This is a genomic window from Persicobacter psychrovividus (assembly GCF_036492425.1).
Classification (GTDB): Bacteria; Bacteroidota; Bacteroidia; order Cytophagales; family Cyclobacteriaceae; genus Persicobacter; species Persicobacter psychrovividus.
This window is the reverse complement of sequence record NZ_AP025295.1, coordinates 69,599-84,396: the sequence shown is the minus strand read 5'-3', so window position 1 is coordinate 84,396 and position 14,798 is coordinate 69,599. Positions and strand designations below refer to the sequence as shown.

At 42.6% G+C, this 14,798-nt stretch carries 15 protein-coding genes and 1 tRNA gene; 15 read left to right on the top strand and 1 reads right to left on the bottom strand.

Features of this window, described 5'->3' with window-relative positions; translation table 11 throughout:
- Window positions 1-9: 9 nt before the first annotated feature.
- From AABK40_RS19215 to AABK40_RS19160, 12 genes are all read left to right on the top strand, one after another.
- Window positions 10-1,218, top strand: a complete 1,209-nt coding sequence (locus AABK40_RS19215; protein ID WP_338399008.1) for an argininosuccinate synthase — start codon at window positions 10-12, stop codon at window positions 1,216-1,218.
- Window positions 1,211-2,185, top strand: a complete 975-nt coding sequence (argC, locus tag AABK40_RS19210; protein ID WP_332920268.1) for an N-acetyl-gamma-glutamyl-phosphate reductase — start codon at window positions 1,211-1,213, stop codon at window positions 2,183-2,185. The genes AABK40_RS19215 and argC overlap by 8 nt, the downstream gene beginning before the upstream one ends.
- Window positions 2,186-2,195: 10 nt before the next feature.
- Window positions 2,196-3,338, top strand: a complete 1,143-nt coding sequence (locus tag AABK40_RS19205; protein ID WP_338399007.1) for an aspartate aminotransferase family protein — start codon at window positions 2,196-2,198, stop codon at window positions 3,336-3,338.
- A 14-nt stretch (window positions 3,339-3,352) separates the two neighbouring features.
- Window positions 3,353-4,312, top strand: a complete 960-nt coding sequence (locus AABK40_RS19200; protein ID WP_338399006.1) for an N-acetylornithine carbamoyltransferase — start codon at window positions 3,353-3,355, stop codon at window positions 4,310-4,312.
- Window positions 4,312-5,109: an acetylglutamate kinase gene (gene argB / locus AABK40_RS19195; protein ID WP_338399005.1), complete on the top strand. Its 798-nt coding sequence runs from the start codon at window positions 4,312-4,314 to the stop codon at window positions 5,107-5,109. Before AABK40_RS19200 ends, argB begins: the two co-directional genes overlap by 1 nt.
- Window positions 5,097-6,182, top strand: coding sequence for a M20 family metallo-hydrolase (locus AABK40_RS19190; protein WP_338399004.1), 1,086 nt, complete (start codon window positions 5,097-5,099; stop codon window positions 6,180-6,182). The genes argB and AABK40_RS19190 overlap by 13 nt, the downstream gene beginning before the upstream one ends.
- A gap of 25 nt (window positions 6,183-6,207) precedes the next feature.
- Window positions 6,208-7,542 (top strand): argininosuccinate lyase, encoded by a 1,335-nt coding sequence (gene argH / locus AABK40_RS19185; RefSeq protein ID WP_332920263.1) that lies wholly within the window; start codon window positions 6,208-6,210, stop codon window positions 7,540-7,542.
- Window positions 7,543-7,623: 81 nt separating this feature from the next.
- Window positions 7,624-7,893, top strand: coding sequence for a hypothetical protein (locus AABK40_RS19180; RefSeq protein WP_332920262.1), 270 nt, complete (start codon window positions 7,624-7,626; stop codon window positions 7,891-7,893).
- Window positions 7,894-7,958: 65 nt separating this feature from the next.
- Window positions 7,959-8,231 carry a hypothetical protein gene (locus AABK40_RS19175; RefSeq protein WP_332920261.1) on the top strand — a complete coding sequence of 91 codons (273 nt, stop codon included), beginning with the start codon at window positions 7,959-7,961 and terminating at the stop codon, window positions 8,229-8,231.
- Window positions 8,232-8,428: 197 nt separating this feature from the next.
- On the top strand, window positions 8,429-8,680 hold the full coding sequence (locus AABK40_RS19170; protein WP_332920260.1) for a hypothetical protein: 252 nt from the start codon (window positions 8,429-8,431) through the stop codon (window positions 8,678-8,680).
- A gap of 45 nt (window positions 8,681-8,725) precedes the next feature.
- Window positions 8,726-9,469 carry a DUF4136 domain-containing protein gene (locus AABK40_RS19165; protein WP_338399003.1) on the top strand — a complete coding sequence of 248 codons (744 nt, stop codon included), beginning with the start codon at window positions 8,726-8,728 and terminating at the stop codon, window positions 9,467-9,469.
- Window positions 9,470-9,477: 8 nt separating this feature from the next.
- Window positions 9,478-10,140: an outer membrane beta-barrel protein gene (locus tag AABK40_RS19160; RefSeq protein WP_338399002.1), complete on the top strand. Its 663-nt coding sequence runs from the start codon at window positions 9,478-9,480 to the stop codon at window positions 10,138-10,140.
- Here AABK40_RS19160 and AABK40_RS19155 read toward each other — a convergent pair.
- A complete protein-coding gene (locus AABK40_RS19155) occupies window positions 10,137-11,051 on the bottom strand; it encodes a hypothetical protein (protein WP_338399001.1) in 915 nt (304 codons plus the stop codon). The two genes, AABK40_RS19160 and AABK40_RS19155, sit on opposite strands and share 4 nt — an antisense overlap.
- A gap of 223 nt (window positions 11,052-11,274) precedes the next feature.
- On the opposite strand from AABK40_RS19155, the gene rfbF reads away from it, so the two are divergent.
- The 3 genes from rfbF to AABK40_RS19140 all read left to right on the top strand — a co-directional run bounded on the left by rfbF (window position 11,275) and on the right by AABK40_RS19140 (window position 14,781).
- Window positions 11,275-12,057, top strand: a complete 783-nt coding sequence (gene rfbF, locus AABK40_RS19150) for a glucose-1-phosphate cytidylyltransferase (RefSeq protein ID WP_332920256.1) — start codon at window positions 11,275-11,277, stop codon at window positions 12,055-12,057.
- Between the two features lie 114 nt (window positions 12,058-12,171).
- A tRNA-Arg gene (locus AABK40_RS19145) sits at window positions 12,172-12,243 on the top strand.
- A gap of 549 nt (window positions 12,244-12,792) precedes the next feature.
- On the top strand, window positions 12,793-14,781 hold the full coding sequence (locus tag AABK40_RS19140) for a glycoside hydrolase family 97 protein (RefSeq protein WP_338399000.1): 1,989 nt from the start codon (window positions 12,793-12,795) through the stop codon (window positions 14,779-14,781).
- The last annotated feature ends 17 nt before the right edge of the window (window positions 14,782-14,798 follow it).

Genomic DNA, 14,798 nt, shown 5'->3' with positions numbered 1-14,798 from the left:
ACCATTATCATGTCAACCAATAAAGAAAAAGTAGTTTTAGCGTTCAGTGGTGGTTTGGATACCTCCTATTGTGTAAAATATTTGTCCAATGAAAAAGGGATGGATGTACATACTGCCATTGTCAATACTGGTGGTTTCACAGAAAAGGAGCTTGAAGAAGTGGAAATGAAGGCCATGAGCCTTGGTGCTGCTTCGCATAAGACGATCCGCCAGGTGGAAACCTTTTATCAGCAGTGTGTAAAATACCTTATTTTTGGCAATGTTTTGAAAAACAATACTTACCCACTTTCAGTAAGTGCGGAGCGTGTTTTTCAGGCAGTTGGAATTGCGGAATACGCTCAGGAGGTTGGTGCAACACACATTGCCCACGGAAGTACAGGAGCGGGAAATGACCAGGTTCGTTTTGATATGATTTTCCACATTTTGTGCCCACATATTCAAGTGATTACTCCTATTAGAGACATGAAGTTAAGCCGTCAGGAGGAGATTGATTATTTGGCCAAACATGGTGTGGAAAAAGAGTGGGCACAGGCGAAATATTCGATTAACCAGGGACTGTGGGGAACAAGTGTTGGCGGGGAAGAAACCCTGACCTCGAACCTTGCTTTACCCGAGGAGGCCTATCCTACTCAAGTAACTGAAACTGCGGTAAAACAGATTACACTGCACTTTAAAGAAGGAGAGCTCGTTCAGGTCAATGATCAAAAAAATGCTCCGGTAAAAAATATTGAGTACCTGAATGCGATCGCCGCCCCTTATGGAATCGGAAGAGACATTCATGTTGGTGATACCATTATCGGTATTAAAGGGCGTGTCGGTTTTGAAGCTGCGGCACCGTTAATCACCATCAAGGCGCATCACGCACTCGAGAAACATACACAAACAAAATGGCAACAGTACTGGAAAGAGCAGTTGGGGAATTGGTATGGAATGTTGGTGCATGAAGGGCAATTCCTTGATCCTGTGATGCGTAACATTGAAGGATTTTTGACAGAAACGCAGGAGAAGGTCAGCGGGAAAGTTTTTGTAACCCTGGCACCTTATCGTTTTCAGGTAGATGGTATTGAGTCTGAAAATGACCTGATGAGTGGCGATTTTGGGAAATACGGGGAAGAAAATTTAAGCTGGTCAGGTGAAGATGTTAAAGGATTTACCAAGATGCTGGCGAATCAAACGAAAATCTATCATGCAATCCATAACAAAAACAACAATGATTAAGGTCGGTATCATCGGTGGGGCGGGTTATACCGCAGGAGAACTTTTAAGATTGCTGGTCAATCACCCGAAAGTTCAGATTAGCTTTGTGCAATCTACAAGTCAGGCGGGAAAAGCGGTAACGAGCATCCATCATGATTTGGTAGGCAGCACAAATATGGAATTTGTGGCCGAGATGCCTAAAGGTGCGGATGTCATTTTCCTTTGTATGGGACATGGAAAGTCGCGGGAATTCATGGAAAAGACGCTGGTAGATTCTACCACTAAAGTCATTGACCTGAGCCACGACTTTAGACTGAAAGATAAAAGTATTGCCTCGGATCATCGTGTATTTATTTACGGTTTGCCCGAGCTGAATAAAAACGCAATCAAGGGTGCGAATCATATTGCAAACCCAGGTTGTTTTGCTACCGCTATTCAGTTGGCTTTATTGCCTGCGGCAGATATTATTCAGGATGATGTGCATATACATGCCATCACAGGAGCCACTGGTGCCGGTCAGAATCCTACTGCCACAACGCATTTTTCGTGGAGAAACAACAACGTTTCTCATTACAAAGCTTTTGAGCATCAGCATTTGGGAGAGATTGGTGAGAGTATGGTGCAGGCAGGTAAAGGCTTTGACCATACCATTAATTTTCTGCCCATCCGCGGGGATTTTGCAAGGGGGATTTTTGCCACGGCCTATTTTAAGTCAGACCTGACTGCCGAAGAGGTGAAAAGCAAATATCAGAAATTTTATAAAGATGCTGCTTTTACGCATGTAGTCGACCATAAAGTGTCTTTGAAAGAAGTGGTCAACACCAATAAATGTGTACTGAATATCGAGAAAATTGACGGTAAGATTTTGATTACCTCATGCATCGATAACCTTTTAAAGGGAGCTTCAGGGCAGGCAGTTCAAAATATGAACCTCATGTTTGGACTTCCTGAACATACTGGAATTCAGCTTAAATCTATCGCTTTTTAGTTCTGCCAATATGAATTTATTTGATGTATATCCGCTGTTGCCTATTACATTGACACACGGTGAAATGTGCCGTGTTTTTGATAATCAGGGTAATGCTTATTATGACTTATACGGAGGGCATGCTGTGATTTCCATTGGGCACAGTCATCCGCATTACCTGCAAAGATTGCAGGAGCAAATGCGAAAAATAGGCTATTATTCCAATAGCGTTGGCATCCCAATTCAGCAGCAGGTGGCCGATAAATTAGGCAAGCTGTCCAATTACGATGAGCACCAGTTGTTTTTCTGTAACTCAGGTGCAGAAGCGGTGGAGAATGCTTTGAAGTTGGCTTCTTTCCATACGGGGAAATCTGAGGTGATCGCCTTCAAAAAAGGGTTTCATGGCCGAACGTCAGGCGCAGTAGCAGTTACCGACAACCCAAAAATTCAGGCACCATTTAACCAGTGCCACCAGGTGAGTTTCCATGAAGTGGAACAGGTGGATACGGTACGTGAACGTCTGGAGGCGGGCAATGTAGCAGCGATCATCATTGAAGGAATTCGTGGTGTGGGCGGAATTTATGTGCCTTCATCCTGGTTCATGCAATCGTTGCGGAACCTTGCTGATAAGTATGAGGCACTGTTGATCATCGATGAAATTCAGTCAGGTTTCGGACGTTCAGGGAAGTTCTTTGCGCATCAGCATCAAAATATCAAGGCGGATATTATCACGATGGCCAAAGGCATGGGGAATGGCTTTCCTGTGGGAGGTATTCTGATCGACCAGAAAATTAAAGCTTCTTTTGGACTCTTGGGCACCACCTATGGAGGAAATCACTTGGCTTGTGCGGCGACTCTGGCGGTTTTGGAGGTCATTGAAGAGGAAGAGTTAATGGCACATGTGGCTACAGCAGGTGCCGAATGGAAATCAGCTTTGGCGCAATGTCCTGGAGTGGTGAGTGTGGAAGGGGAAGGCTTTATGCTGGGGATTAACTTCGATTTTCCGATTAAAGATATTCGTCGCCAATTGGCGCTTGATCGATATATTCTTACGGGGGTTTCTGCAAATCCCAACCAAATACGCTTATTACCTACTTTAAATTTGGGCAAGGCTTCCATGGATCATTTTGTAGATCAATTGACTCAGGCCGTTAAATCGCTCGAATTAGTTTAATTAAATCAATTTTTATGTCAAGTACAGCAAAGTTCACCAACATCACAGATGTCAACAATTTAAATGCCTGGATCGAAGAGGCGCGCTATTTAAAAAGAAATCCGCACATCTTTAAGAAAGTTGGTGCAGGAAAATGTATCGGTTTGGTATTTTTTAACCCAAGCCTTCGAACGAGAATGAGCAGTCAGCGTGCCGCACAGTTACTGGGGATGGATACCATCGTATTGAATGTTGGTTCCGATGGTTGGAATCTGGAGATGAGTGACGGCGCTGTGATGGATCAGGGAGCACAGGAACATATTAAAGATGCCATTCAAGTGATGTCGCAATATTGTGACCTTTTGGCAGTTCGGGCGTTTGCCGACCTTAAAAATCGGGAGGAAGATTATTCTGAACGAATTTTGAATGATTTCATTAAGTATTCTGATGTGCCGGTGATCAGCCTTGAAAGCGCTACGGGACACCCGTTGCAGGCTTTTGCGGATATGATTACGATTGAGGAACAACGTGCTGAAGGGCGCCGTCCGAAGGTGGTTTTAACCTGGGCACCACATCCTCGGGCATTGCCTCAGGCGGTGGCGAATTCTTTTGTGGAATGGGTGAAAGCTTCTGATGCTGACCTGGTGATTACCAATCCTGAGGGATATGATTTGGCCAAAGAAGTTACCGAAGGGGTAAAAGTGGAATATGATCAGGATAAAGCTTTTGCGGATGCAGACTTTATTTATGCCAAAAACTGGTCAAGCTACGAAGAATACGGTAAAATTTTGAGCACCGATAGCGCTTGGCAGGTAACTTCAGAAAAAATGGCACTGACCAATAACGCCAAATTTATGCACTGCCTTCCAATTCGAAGAAATGTAGTGGCTTCCGATGAAGTAATTGACAATAGTATTGTGATCAAACAGGCCGAAAACAGATTGTTTGCCGCTGCGGTAGCTTTCAAAAAAGTGCTTGAACAAATAGAAAAGTAATGACCGCTGAGAAAGCCAAACTGAACATCATTAAGGTAGGGGGTAACGTGATTAACGATGCTGAAACCCTGTCAGGATTTTTAAAAGATTTTGCCCAACTGAAGGGGGCTAAGCTGCTGGTACATGGCGGAGGGAAAATCGCTTCCACCATCAGCCAGTCGTTGGGAATTACCCCACAAATGATAGACGGCCGAAGGGTTACAGATGCAGAAACCTTGCGGGTGATTACGATGGTTTACGGAGGGCTGATCAACAAAGGTATCGTGGCACAGCTTCAGGCTTTAGGCTGTAATGCACTTGGCCTCACGGGGGCAGACATGAATATCATCCCTGCACAAAAGCGGAAACCTGAGCCGATAGATTTCGGATTTGTAGGAGATTTTGATCCACAGCAAATTAATACCCAACAGCTCTCTACGCTCATTAATCAGGGCATTACACCGATTATGTCACCGCTTACTCATGATCAGGACGGCAGTATGCTGAATACCAATGCCGACACTATTGCATCGGGTTTGGCGCAGGCACTTTCAGCAGATTTTGAGGTCGCTTTGGTGTATTGTTTTGAAAAAAGTGGGGTGCTTCGTGATGCCGATGATGACCACTCTGTGATTCCTCAGATCACACCTGAAGTGTATCAGGATCTTAAAGATCAGGGGGTTATTTTTGCAGGAATGATCCCCAAGCTCGACAATGCTTTTGGTGCATTGAATTCAGGTGTTAGTAAGGTGCATATCACCCATGCTGAACAGCTGTTGTCTTTAGGAGAAAAAGGGACGGTATTATGCCAAGTGTAACAAACCTGACCGCCGAGGCGATTGATTTGCTGAAGCGTTTGATCGCCACTCCGTCGCTGTCGAAAGCAGAAGATAAAACGGCGGATCTGATTGCACAATATTTAGCTGACAAGGGCTTTCATGTTCAACGACAACAGCATAATGTTTGGGTGAAGGCCACCAATGCAGTCGAAGGGGCACCTGTATTGTTGCTCAATTCGCATCACGATACGGTCAAGCCGAACAAAGGCTGGGTTAGAGATCCCTTTGCGCCAACTGTAGAAGGCGATCAACTTTTTGGACTGGGAAGCAATGATGCAGGAGCATCTGCGGTGAGCCTGATTGCTACTTTCTGTTACCTTGCCAAGCAGGAATCCATGCCTGTACAGCTGGTATTAGCCATCACTGCCGAGGAAGAAAACAGTGGGGTTAATGGTATCCGCTCTATTCTCCCTGTTTTAGGGAAAATTGATTGTGCTATTGTGGGGGAGCCCACAGCGATGGAATTGGCCATTGCTGAAAAAGGCTTGCTGGTTCTTGATGTTACCGCCAAGGGCAAAGCGGGACACGCAGCGCGGGAGGAAGGCGTTAATGCGCTATATCTTGCAATGGATGACATTCAGTGGTTCCGAAACTATCAATTCGAACACGCTTCTGATTTTCTCGGACCCGTAAAAATGTCCGTGACACAAATTCAAGCGGGTTATCAGCACAATGTGGTGCCCGATGAGTGTAAATTTGTTGTTGATGTCAGAACCAATGAATGTTACTCGAATGCGCAGGTGCTTGAAACCATCCGAACGCATGTAAATGCCGATGTTCAGCCTCGATCCACGCACTTGAACAGTTCTAAAATTGCGTTGAATCATCCGCTAATACAGCGGGGAATTCAGCTGGAAAGGCCTTATTATGGCAGTCCTACGATGTCGGATCAGGCCATGCTTTCATGCCCTTCTCTGAAAATGGGCCCAGGAATGTCGGCGCGTTCACACACCCCTGACGAGTTTATTATGCTCTCAGAAATTGAAGCCGCCATTCCATTATATATCAAACTATTATCTGGTCTTGAAATTCCACATTGGCATCAGGACTAAAACAACCTTAACATCTATCAACACTATGAAACTTTGGGATAAAGGCGGGGTCGCCGTAGAAAATATTATTGATGCCTATACTGTGGGGCAGGACCGTGATTTGGATATTCATTTGGCACCATACGATGTGCTTGGCTCTATTGCCCATGTTAAAATGCTTTCCGAAGTGGGCTTGATTCCTGCGGAAGAAGCGGCACAGATTGTCGTTGAACTGCAAAAAATTCATCAGTCGGTTTTGGATGGACAGTTTGAAATTGAGGATAGTGTGGAAGATGTACACTCTCAGGTAGAATTTTTGCTGACAGAAGCGCTCGGCGATCTTGGGAAAAAGGTACATGCTGCCCGTTCAAGAAACGATCAGGTTTTGGTGGACATGAAAATGTACCTCCGTGCTGAAGTGGAAGAGATTGTGAATCTTTCTACGGAGCTGATTACCAAATTATTACAATTGTCGGATCAGCATAAGGATGTTATTATTCCTGGATATACCCACCTTCAGGTAGCGATGCCTTCTTCCTTTGGTTTGTGGTTTTCCGCTTTCGCAGAAAGTTTGATAGATGATCTAAGAATGCTTCAAGGTGCCTATGATGTCATTAATCAAAACCCACTTGGGTCTGCGGCAGGTTATGGTTCTTCCTTTCCGATCGACAGAGAACTAACGAGCCGACTTCTGGGCTTTGCCCACCTGCATTATAATGTGGTAGCGGCGCAAATGTCAAGAGGTAAATCGGAGCAGTCTTTAGCTTTCGGGATGGCATCTATTGGTCAAACTTTAGGCCGTTGGGCGATGGATATTTGCCTCTATAACAGTCAGAATTTCGGCTTCCTGTCTTTCCCTGATCACTTGACGACAGGCTCCTCGATTATGCCACATAAGAAGAACCCTGATGTGTTCGAAATTATGCGTGGGAAAATGAATCAGTTGCAGAATTTGCCGCAACAGTTGATGATGCTGACCACCAATTTGCCAAGTGGCTATCATAGAGAATTTCAGTTACTGAAAGAAGTGCTTCTACCTGCCATTTTCCAATTGAAAGACAGCTTGTCTATAGCAAAATATATGATGGAAAATGTACAGGTAAATAAGGCGGCAATTGAAGATAAAAAGTACGAATACATGTATTCTGTCGAGTCGGTTAATGCCGAAGTGATGAATGGTTTAACGTTCCGTGATGCCTACATCAAAGTAGGGCAAACGATTGAAAAAGGGGAGTATGTTCCCCAGACGGAGATCAATCATTCGCATCAGGGAAGTATCGGGAACCTGTGTAATCGGGAGATCGAAGTGAAGCTTTTTAAAGTGCGTAAATCCTTTAATTTCGATACCTGGCATCAGGCATTTAGCCATTTGCTGCAATAGGCCATAAAGGCTGTCCATCCCTTTTCTGAGGCCCAATTTCCAAACATTGGCAGTATTCAGCGGTTCTTATTAAAAAAGGGTATGGATTTAAGTCGTCTAAAAGAATTGCAAGAAGTTTCTGCGAAATTGAAAATTGCCCATGAATTGCTGGTCGATCAATTGGAGCGTTCGGGTATTTCTGAAGAAATCATGGATCAGTTGGTAGATTTACACCGAAGGTACTATTCACTTCAAAAAGACCTGACACGGTTGAAGGCCAAGATAGAGATTGAGGAATTTAATGAGGATATCAAAAGGGAAATGTCTCTTTTGGACCGACAAAATGCTTGGTTGAAAAATCATTTCAGGTAAATTGATTTTTTTGTTAGGGATTGCACGATTTTTAATGGATATTTGAAGGGTAAATATATAATATTATGGCAAGCAGAAGAGATCTAAAAAAAGTCGTACATTATTTGTCTAATGAGTTCATCGCTGATGCATTATTGTATTTGATGATTGAAGACAAAAATGATAGCGAAATCGAAGGTTTGGTAGAAGCAACTATTAATGCTGAAGAAGAAGCTATCGATCAGATTAACAATAAAGGTTATGAAGGTTCTGCAAACAAGCATTTCAAGCAAGTAAGAACTTCATTCGTAGAAAAAATCGACGCCAATTATACCAAATTGGTGGACATGATGAAATAAAAATCAATCGCAACACCTTGTAATTGATCAAAAAAGAAAAGTGCTATCTGTAGAGGTAGCACTTTTTTTTATCGCTAAGTCATTGAAATTGAACTATTTTTATACTTCATGCCATTTTAGCGATGGATTGTGCGAAAATTGTGCAACATTCGCGGCTTTTTTTCATTATTATATTAATGGGAAAATAAAAGCGCAAAATGAAAAAAGAAGTTACATTAGAAGGGTTCAAAGCAGAGGTAAAAATAATGCCACATTTGGGAAAAGGAAATGTGGTGGACATCAAGCTCCCCGAGGCAGTTGATGTGCGGGTGCTTTTGGAGCATCATGAAGCAGCACTGTATTTTTATCAGCAAATGGATTGCCACAACAGTGAAGTCATCACCAAGTTTCAGCAAAGCGGTTTTTACACGTCTAAAGGGTTGATTTGTTTCGTTTTTAATTTAAATTAGTGGAGAATTAAAACCACTAATCCTATGTTAAAAAAAGTACATTCCATGCTCTTATTGCTAGGTGGAATCTTGTTGCTTTCAGCTTGTTTTCCCGACAGAGGCCCTCAGTATATTGACGATCTTGACTTGACTATTACTTATTACGACGATGAATTTTACGTCGATGGTCAGGCGAACGATCAGTATAAATATTTCTACATTACTGATACCGTCGAGTATATCGGAAGAAAATCCGACAGTGATGCCGAAGAAGATTTCCTCAAGAATTTCTCTCCAAAATTAATCAGTGAAATTAGAACATCTTTCACTGAGCTGGGCTATGAGCTTAAAGATTCGGATTTCGTTATGAATAATCCTCAAGAGTCTTTTGCGGTTAACGTCACATTTTTAGCCCTGAGCAATCAAGTGATCGGAGGATCCCCTGGTTGGTGGTGGGGCGCAGGTTACCCTGGCTACTGGGGTTGGTATGGCCCAGGATGGGGCGGGGGCTATTGGGGAGGCTATTACCCCTGGGCTCCTGGTTACGCTTATAGTTATGCTTATCAAACGGGCACCCTGATGACCGAGATGGTCGATGCGCAAAGTTTGAAAGATTACCGTGAATGGTTTAAGGATAAAACCGAGGAGGAGATTGAAAATGCGGACCCTGCGGATATTCCGCCACTGCAATTCAGGTGGCAATCTTTGGTAGATGGCATTGCCTCCAATAGTGATAAAGCCAACCTCAACAGATTGACCACTGGCATTCAGCAATCATTTACCCAATCACCTTATCTCCAACGGAAGTAATCATCGCTATGAAAACCTTATTGTATTCTATTTTATTTTCTTTGTTGCCCTTAGCCATGGCGCATGCTCAGGTAGATGATGCCTATGTGGGTATTCAAAATTCGCACAATGCCTCAAATGCAGGCAGAGCGACATTTTGGTCTGCTGATTATGTAATAACTGTTCCTACTGGTGATCAGGCGGGCTTTATTTCATTGCCCTCTTACCGCGGTTTTTCGGTAGCAGGCGGAGGATTTATCACTGATCAATTGCTCGTGGGCGGAAGCATTGGCTGGACGGGAAGTTATGCAGAATATGGGCGCCGTACTTATGAGCTCGAGGGTATTGCAGGTGCTATTACTGGCCGACGCTATGATTACCTATATGCTTTGCCAGTCTTGGCAACTGTGCATTATTTCTTTTTACCAGATGCCTCCGTAGAGCCATTTGTAGGTTTGGGTTTAGGTGCGCAATACACCAATTTAGAAACCCAGATTGGTTCGCTTTCTGTCTCTGATAACGCCTGGGACTTCAGCCTAAACCCCGAAGCAGGGATCTATATCCCGATGGGATTTGGAGCCACTTGGGGGTTCACGGCAAAGGTCAGGTACAATCAGGTATTTTACAAGGAGCGGGATTTCTCCAATTTACAAAATTGGGGATTCCACATTGGTGTTGGCTTTCTGTATTAAAACTGAAAACGATAGCCAGCGATAGCGACTAATCCCCGCTTCAAACCATCTGGAATAACCTCTCGATTAATAAAAGGACTGCCCAAGTTGATATAAACAGCTTGGGTATTTTTTATTTGGTATTCGACGATAATACTACCGTTTAGGGTAAGTCCGTCAGAACCTTCAACAGAAACGATGTCTCCTTGGTCATTCGTAATTTCATCCTCTCCTAAATGCAGAATCGGAAGGATAGAGGGCTGAATTTTTAGGCGGTCACCCGCACTCATGATGTTGTAAGCCACACGCAATAGTAAATCTCCTTTTCTGTTCAGCATATTTGAATTAGGATAATTTTCAGCCATATCAATGCCTGAGGTATTGCCCAGAAAGGCATTCGTGTTGGCACCGCTTATTGGTTGCTGAAGGTAAAGACTTCCTTCCCAATGTTTATAACCAATGTGATAAGCCAACAATAAGTCGATGGTTCCAAGTGTAGGCTGAAAAACCATTGGAAGTGGCTCGTTGTTGTCATCGGTAAGGTCTGGGGACGATAAATTGAACTTTCCTCCAAGTGCAAATCGGTGCGTAAATTTACTTCCCAGCTGCGGTAGACGGTAATCAAGCGTGGCGAAAAGATCTCCCATACCAAAAGTATTGGCAACATCTGAATTGGCGCCCTGAGCAGTTAATTTTAGACTGACAGACCATTGACTGTTTATTGATCGTGCATATTCTAAAAATGGTGTAATAACTGTAACATCATTGTCAGCTATACCATAACCTAAGCCAATGCCGATGGTATTTTTGGGGAGGTCCTCCTCAAAATTGTGGCTTGCAAGTGTACACACCCCAGCGTCGGAACAGCCTTGGGCAATGACATTCGAAAAAGGGAGAATCAACAGGAGTAGTAGGTAGTATAATCGGTTCATCTTTTTATTTTAAGTTAATGCTTTTTTTACTGATGTAATGTCTTGCAGGTTACTATTGTAGCATACGTTAAAAAGGACGATCAATCAGTAAAGCTGTCATGTTTTTGGTCATTTGACCATCGGCTTTCATAGCATGGATCAATTAATACTTGAATGGTAAACTTTGAAGAATAAGTTATGTTAATAACATAAAGTTTAACATCTCCTAAAATTCAATTCTCCTATGAAAGCAGTAATATTAGCTGGCGGTTATGGTACTCGTATTAGTGAAGAGAGTGGCGTACGCCCAAAACCGATGGTAGAAATTGGTGGCCAGCCCATTTTATGGCATATTTTGAAAATGTACAGCCAGCATGGCATTAATGATTTTATTATTTGCTGTGGGTATAAAGGCTATGTCATTAAAGAGTTTTTCTCTAATTATATGTTACATAAATCCGATGTTACCTTTAACTTGGCCCACAATACCATGGCGATTCACAACAGTGACTCGGAACCGTGGAAAGTTACTTTGATTGATACCGGTGATAACGTGATGACAGGAGGGCGTATTCGCAGGGTAAAAGAATATATCGGTAATGAGCCTTTTTGCCTTACCTATGGCGATGGGGTAAGTGATGTGGATATCACCAAATTGGTTGAATTTCACCGTCACCAAAATGCCACCGTTACTTTAACAGCGGTGAAACAGCCAGGTAGATTTGGTGCATTTCAGCTGGGGGATGAGCAAAATAAAATTAATGATTTTACTGAGAAGCCAACGAATGAAGGGGCCGGTGGGGCTTGGATCAATGGTGGTTTTTTTGTTGTTGAACCTGAAGCGATTGACCAGATTGCAGGCGATTCGACCGTCTGGGAAAAAGAGCCCTTGGAGCATTTTGCAGCGAATGAAAAACTGGCAGCATTTCGCCATCGCGGATTCTGGCATCCCATGGATACCTTAAGAGATAAAAATGTACTCGAAGAATTGTGGCAAAATAATAAAGCACCATGGAAATCCTGGTAATCAAAATTTTATCAGTATTTTTAATCCTATAAGTCAATCACTTAGCATAAAGCGTCTATTTTTTTGGAAATAGACGCTTTTTCTTTCTAAAAATACCCGTAAATTGCATTCAATCGCCCCATAGTTCAAGGGATAGAATAGAAGTTTCCTAAACTTTAGATCCAGGTTCGAGTCCTGGTGGGGCGACAAATTTTGACTTTTAAGGCTCACGATATGAGCCTTTTCTCTTACTTATTCTATTTAACATAATGCTTGTGTGATTGCCTGATTGTCCTTTTATGCAGTAAAAATACCTAAAGGCATAGAAGTATGGCTTCACCACTATAGCATAAAATTTTCTATCAGTTGATAAACTGACGCCTTAAAGGAGACCAAGAATTTCTTAGTGTGTGACCAATGCTATCCTATATAGGTCGGGAAATGGCAAAAAATGGTCTGATTCATCTATTAATACATCTGTAGCCAAAAATAAATTACTATTTTCCTGCAATTATTTTTCATTCGTACTATTCCTTTATAAGGTAGCTAATTTTTAGATTTCTGTTTATCAGGTAGATAAGTACACCAAATATACAAATCTTCCGAAGTGCATAATATCAATTATGTAAAATAGGATTATTATGACAGAGTTCATATTATTTAATTTGTACACCTATTAACTTCCGGAGTAAACATTTTTTATTAACATCCCCCTTATCCATGTTAAAACACATTTTATCGCTCATTACAATAGGAATGAGTATTATTTTAAGCTCGTGTGCTAAGGCACCACAAAATTTCGACTTAAAATCTCCCTCAAACCAAATCAGTCTAAGTTTCAATTTAACGGATTCAGGACAGCCAGAATATTCCGTCAATTACCAAGGTAAGCAAGTTATTACGCCATCCACTTTGGGCTGGACCTTAAAGAATGCACAGCTCACAGACGGATTTGAAGTAAAGCAAATTGATCACTCAAATGTTGATGAAACATGGCAAATGCCATGGGGTGAGCGTAAAAACATTCAAAATCACTACAATCAATCGACGGTTACATTGTCCAAAGGGCAACGTGAAATTCACTTAATTTTCCGAGCATTTGATGATGGTGTAGCTTTCAGATACGAGATTCCTGCTGAGGCACCACAAGACAGTATATTCTTAATGAATGAACAGTCCGAATTCAACATTTCTCAAAACTTGGATGCCTGGTCGATTCCAGCAGACTTCGATTCTTATGAACACCTCTACAAAAAGACAAAGCTCTCCGAGGTAAAAAATGCCAACACCCCTATTACGTTGGCCTCCGAGGACCAAAAGCTTTTCTTGAGTATTCACGAAGCTGCATTAACTGATTTCGCAGGTATGACCCTTTATAAGTCTGACAAAAATTCACTTGGCTTATACAGCACCTTGGTGCCTTGGCCGGATAAAGTGCTTGTACGTGCCAAAGGACATCTTCGAAGCCCATGGCGAACCATTCAAATTGCCTCAAAAGCAGGCGACTTGATTACCTCTGACATGATATTGAACCTCAATGAGCCTTCAAAAATTCAGGATGAAAGTTGGATTAAGCCGATGAAATATGTCGGTGTTTGGTGGGGAATGCATATTGGACACAACACCTGGACCATGGGCAAGCGACATGGGGCAACTACTGAGAGTGCGATCGACTATATCAATTTTGCTGCTGAAAATAACATTCAGGCGGTCTTGTTTGAAGGCTGGAACACTGGCTGGGATAAATGGGGGCAAAAAGATGCATTCGACCATATCACTCCCTATGCAGATTTTGATCTTGAGAAGGTAGCACAATACTGTAAAGAAAAAGGCATATCGCTTATTATGCACAATGAAACTGGAGGAGATATCCCTTCTTATGAGGCATTGATTGAAAAGGCTTATGCAAAATATCAGCAACTGGGATCGAATGCTGTTAAGACCGGTTATGCGGGTGGGATTATGCCAAGAGGGCAATTTCATCATGGGCAATTTATGGTCAGACATTATCGGAAAGTGGTGGAAACCGCTGCCAAATATCATCTAATGCTCGATGCACACGAACCTATTAAGGATACTGGTATTCGTCGGACATGGCCAAACATGATGACGCGCGAGGGTGTCCGAGGAATGGAATGGAACGGATGGAGTGCAGGGAACCCTCCTGCCCACCATTTGGTATTACCTTTCACGAGAGGACTTTCCGGACCTATCGATTACACTCCGGGTATTTTTGATCTGAAATATGAAAAGTACAAAAATAGAATTCCATGGAATGGCTCTCAGGAAACGCTGGATAACGCACGCATACACACCACTTTAGCTAAGCAACTCGCCTTGTTTGTCACCTTGTACTCACCGATGCAAATGGCTTCAGACCTGATTGAAAATTACAAGGGCAACCCTGCTTTTCAATTCATCAGTGATGTACCTTGTGATTGGGATGAAACCAAAATCCTTGATGCCGCCATCGGTGAACATATGATTACGGCGCGAAGAAATGGAAACAACTGGTATATTGGTGGTGCTACGGATGAAAACGCCCGAACCTTATCCTTGAGTTTTGATTTCCTTGAGCCTGGTAAAAATTATACCGCCACGATTTATGCGGATAATAAAGATACAGACCTGGAGAAAAATCCAACGTCCTACAAAATTGAGAAAATGCAAGTTGATGCATCTACCAAATTAAGCATTCCATGTGCTGAAAGTGGTGGTTTTGCCATGACCATTATTCCTCAATAATGAGTAATTACTGAGGA

Coding starts and splice junctions, on each gene's coding strand:
- argH (WP_332920263.1), top strand. CDS start 6,208: ATGAAACTTTGGGATAAAGGCGGGGTCGCCGTAGAAAATATTATTGAT.
- argB (WP_338399005.1), top strand. CDS start 4,312: ATGACCGCTGAGAAAGCCAAACTGAACATCATTAAGGTAGGGGGTAAC.
- AABK40_RS19180 (WP_332920262.1), top strand. CDS start 7,624: ATGGATTTAAGTCGTCTAAAAGAATTGCAAGAAGTTTCTGCGAAATTG.
- AABK40_RS19140 (WP_338399000.1), top strand. CDS start 12,793: ATGAGTATTATTTTAAGCTCGTGTGCTAAGGCACCACAAAATTTCGAC.
- AABK40_RS19175 (WP_332920261.1), top strand. CDS start 7,959: ATGGCAAGCAGAAGAGATCTAAAAAAAGTCGTACATTATTTGTCTAAT.
- AABK40_RS19190 (WP_338399004.1), top strand. CDS start 5,097: ATGCCAAGTGTAACAAACCTGACCGCCGAGGCGATTGATTTGCTGAAG.
- rfbF (WP_332920256.1), top strand. CDS start 11,275: ATGAAAGCAGTAATATTAGCTGGCGGTTATGGTACTCGTATTAGTGAA.
- AABK40_RS19215 (WP_338399008.1), top strand. CDS start 10: ATGTCAACCAATAAAGAAAAAGTAGTTTTAGCGTTCAGTGGTGGTTTG.
- AABK40_RS19155 (WP_338399001.1), bottom strand. CDS start 11,051: ATGAACCGATTATACTACCTACTACTCCTGTTGATTCTCCCTTTTTCG.
- AABK40_RS19160 (WP_338399002.1), top strand. CDS start 9,478: ATGAAAACCTTATTGTATTCTATTTTATTTTCTTTGTTGCCCTTAGCC.
- AABK40_RS19165 (WP_338399003.1), top strand. CDS start 8,726: ATGCTCTTATTGCTAGGTGGAATCTTGTTGCTTTCAGCTTGTTTTCCC.
- AABK40_RS19205 (WP_338399007.1), top strand. CDS start 2,196: ATGAATTTATTTGATGTATATCCGCTGTTGCCTATTACATTGACACAC.
- AABK40_RS19200 (WP_338399006.1), top strand. CDS start 3,353: ATGTCAAGTACAGCAAAGTTCACCAACATCACAGATGTCAACAATTTA.
- AABK40_RS19170 (WP_332920260.1), top strand. CDS start 8,429: ATGAAAAAAGAAGTTACATTAGAAGGGTTCAAAGCAGAGGTAAAAATA.
- argC (WP_332920268.1), top strand. CDS start 1,211: ATGATTAAGGTCGGTATCATCGGTGGGGCGGGTTATACCGCAGGAGAA.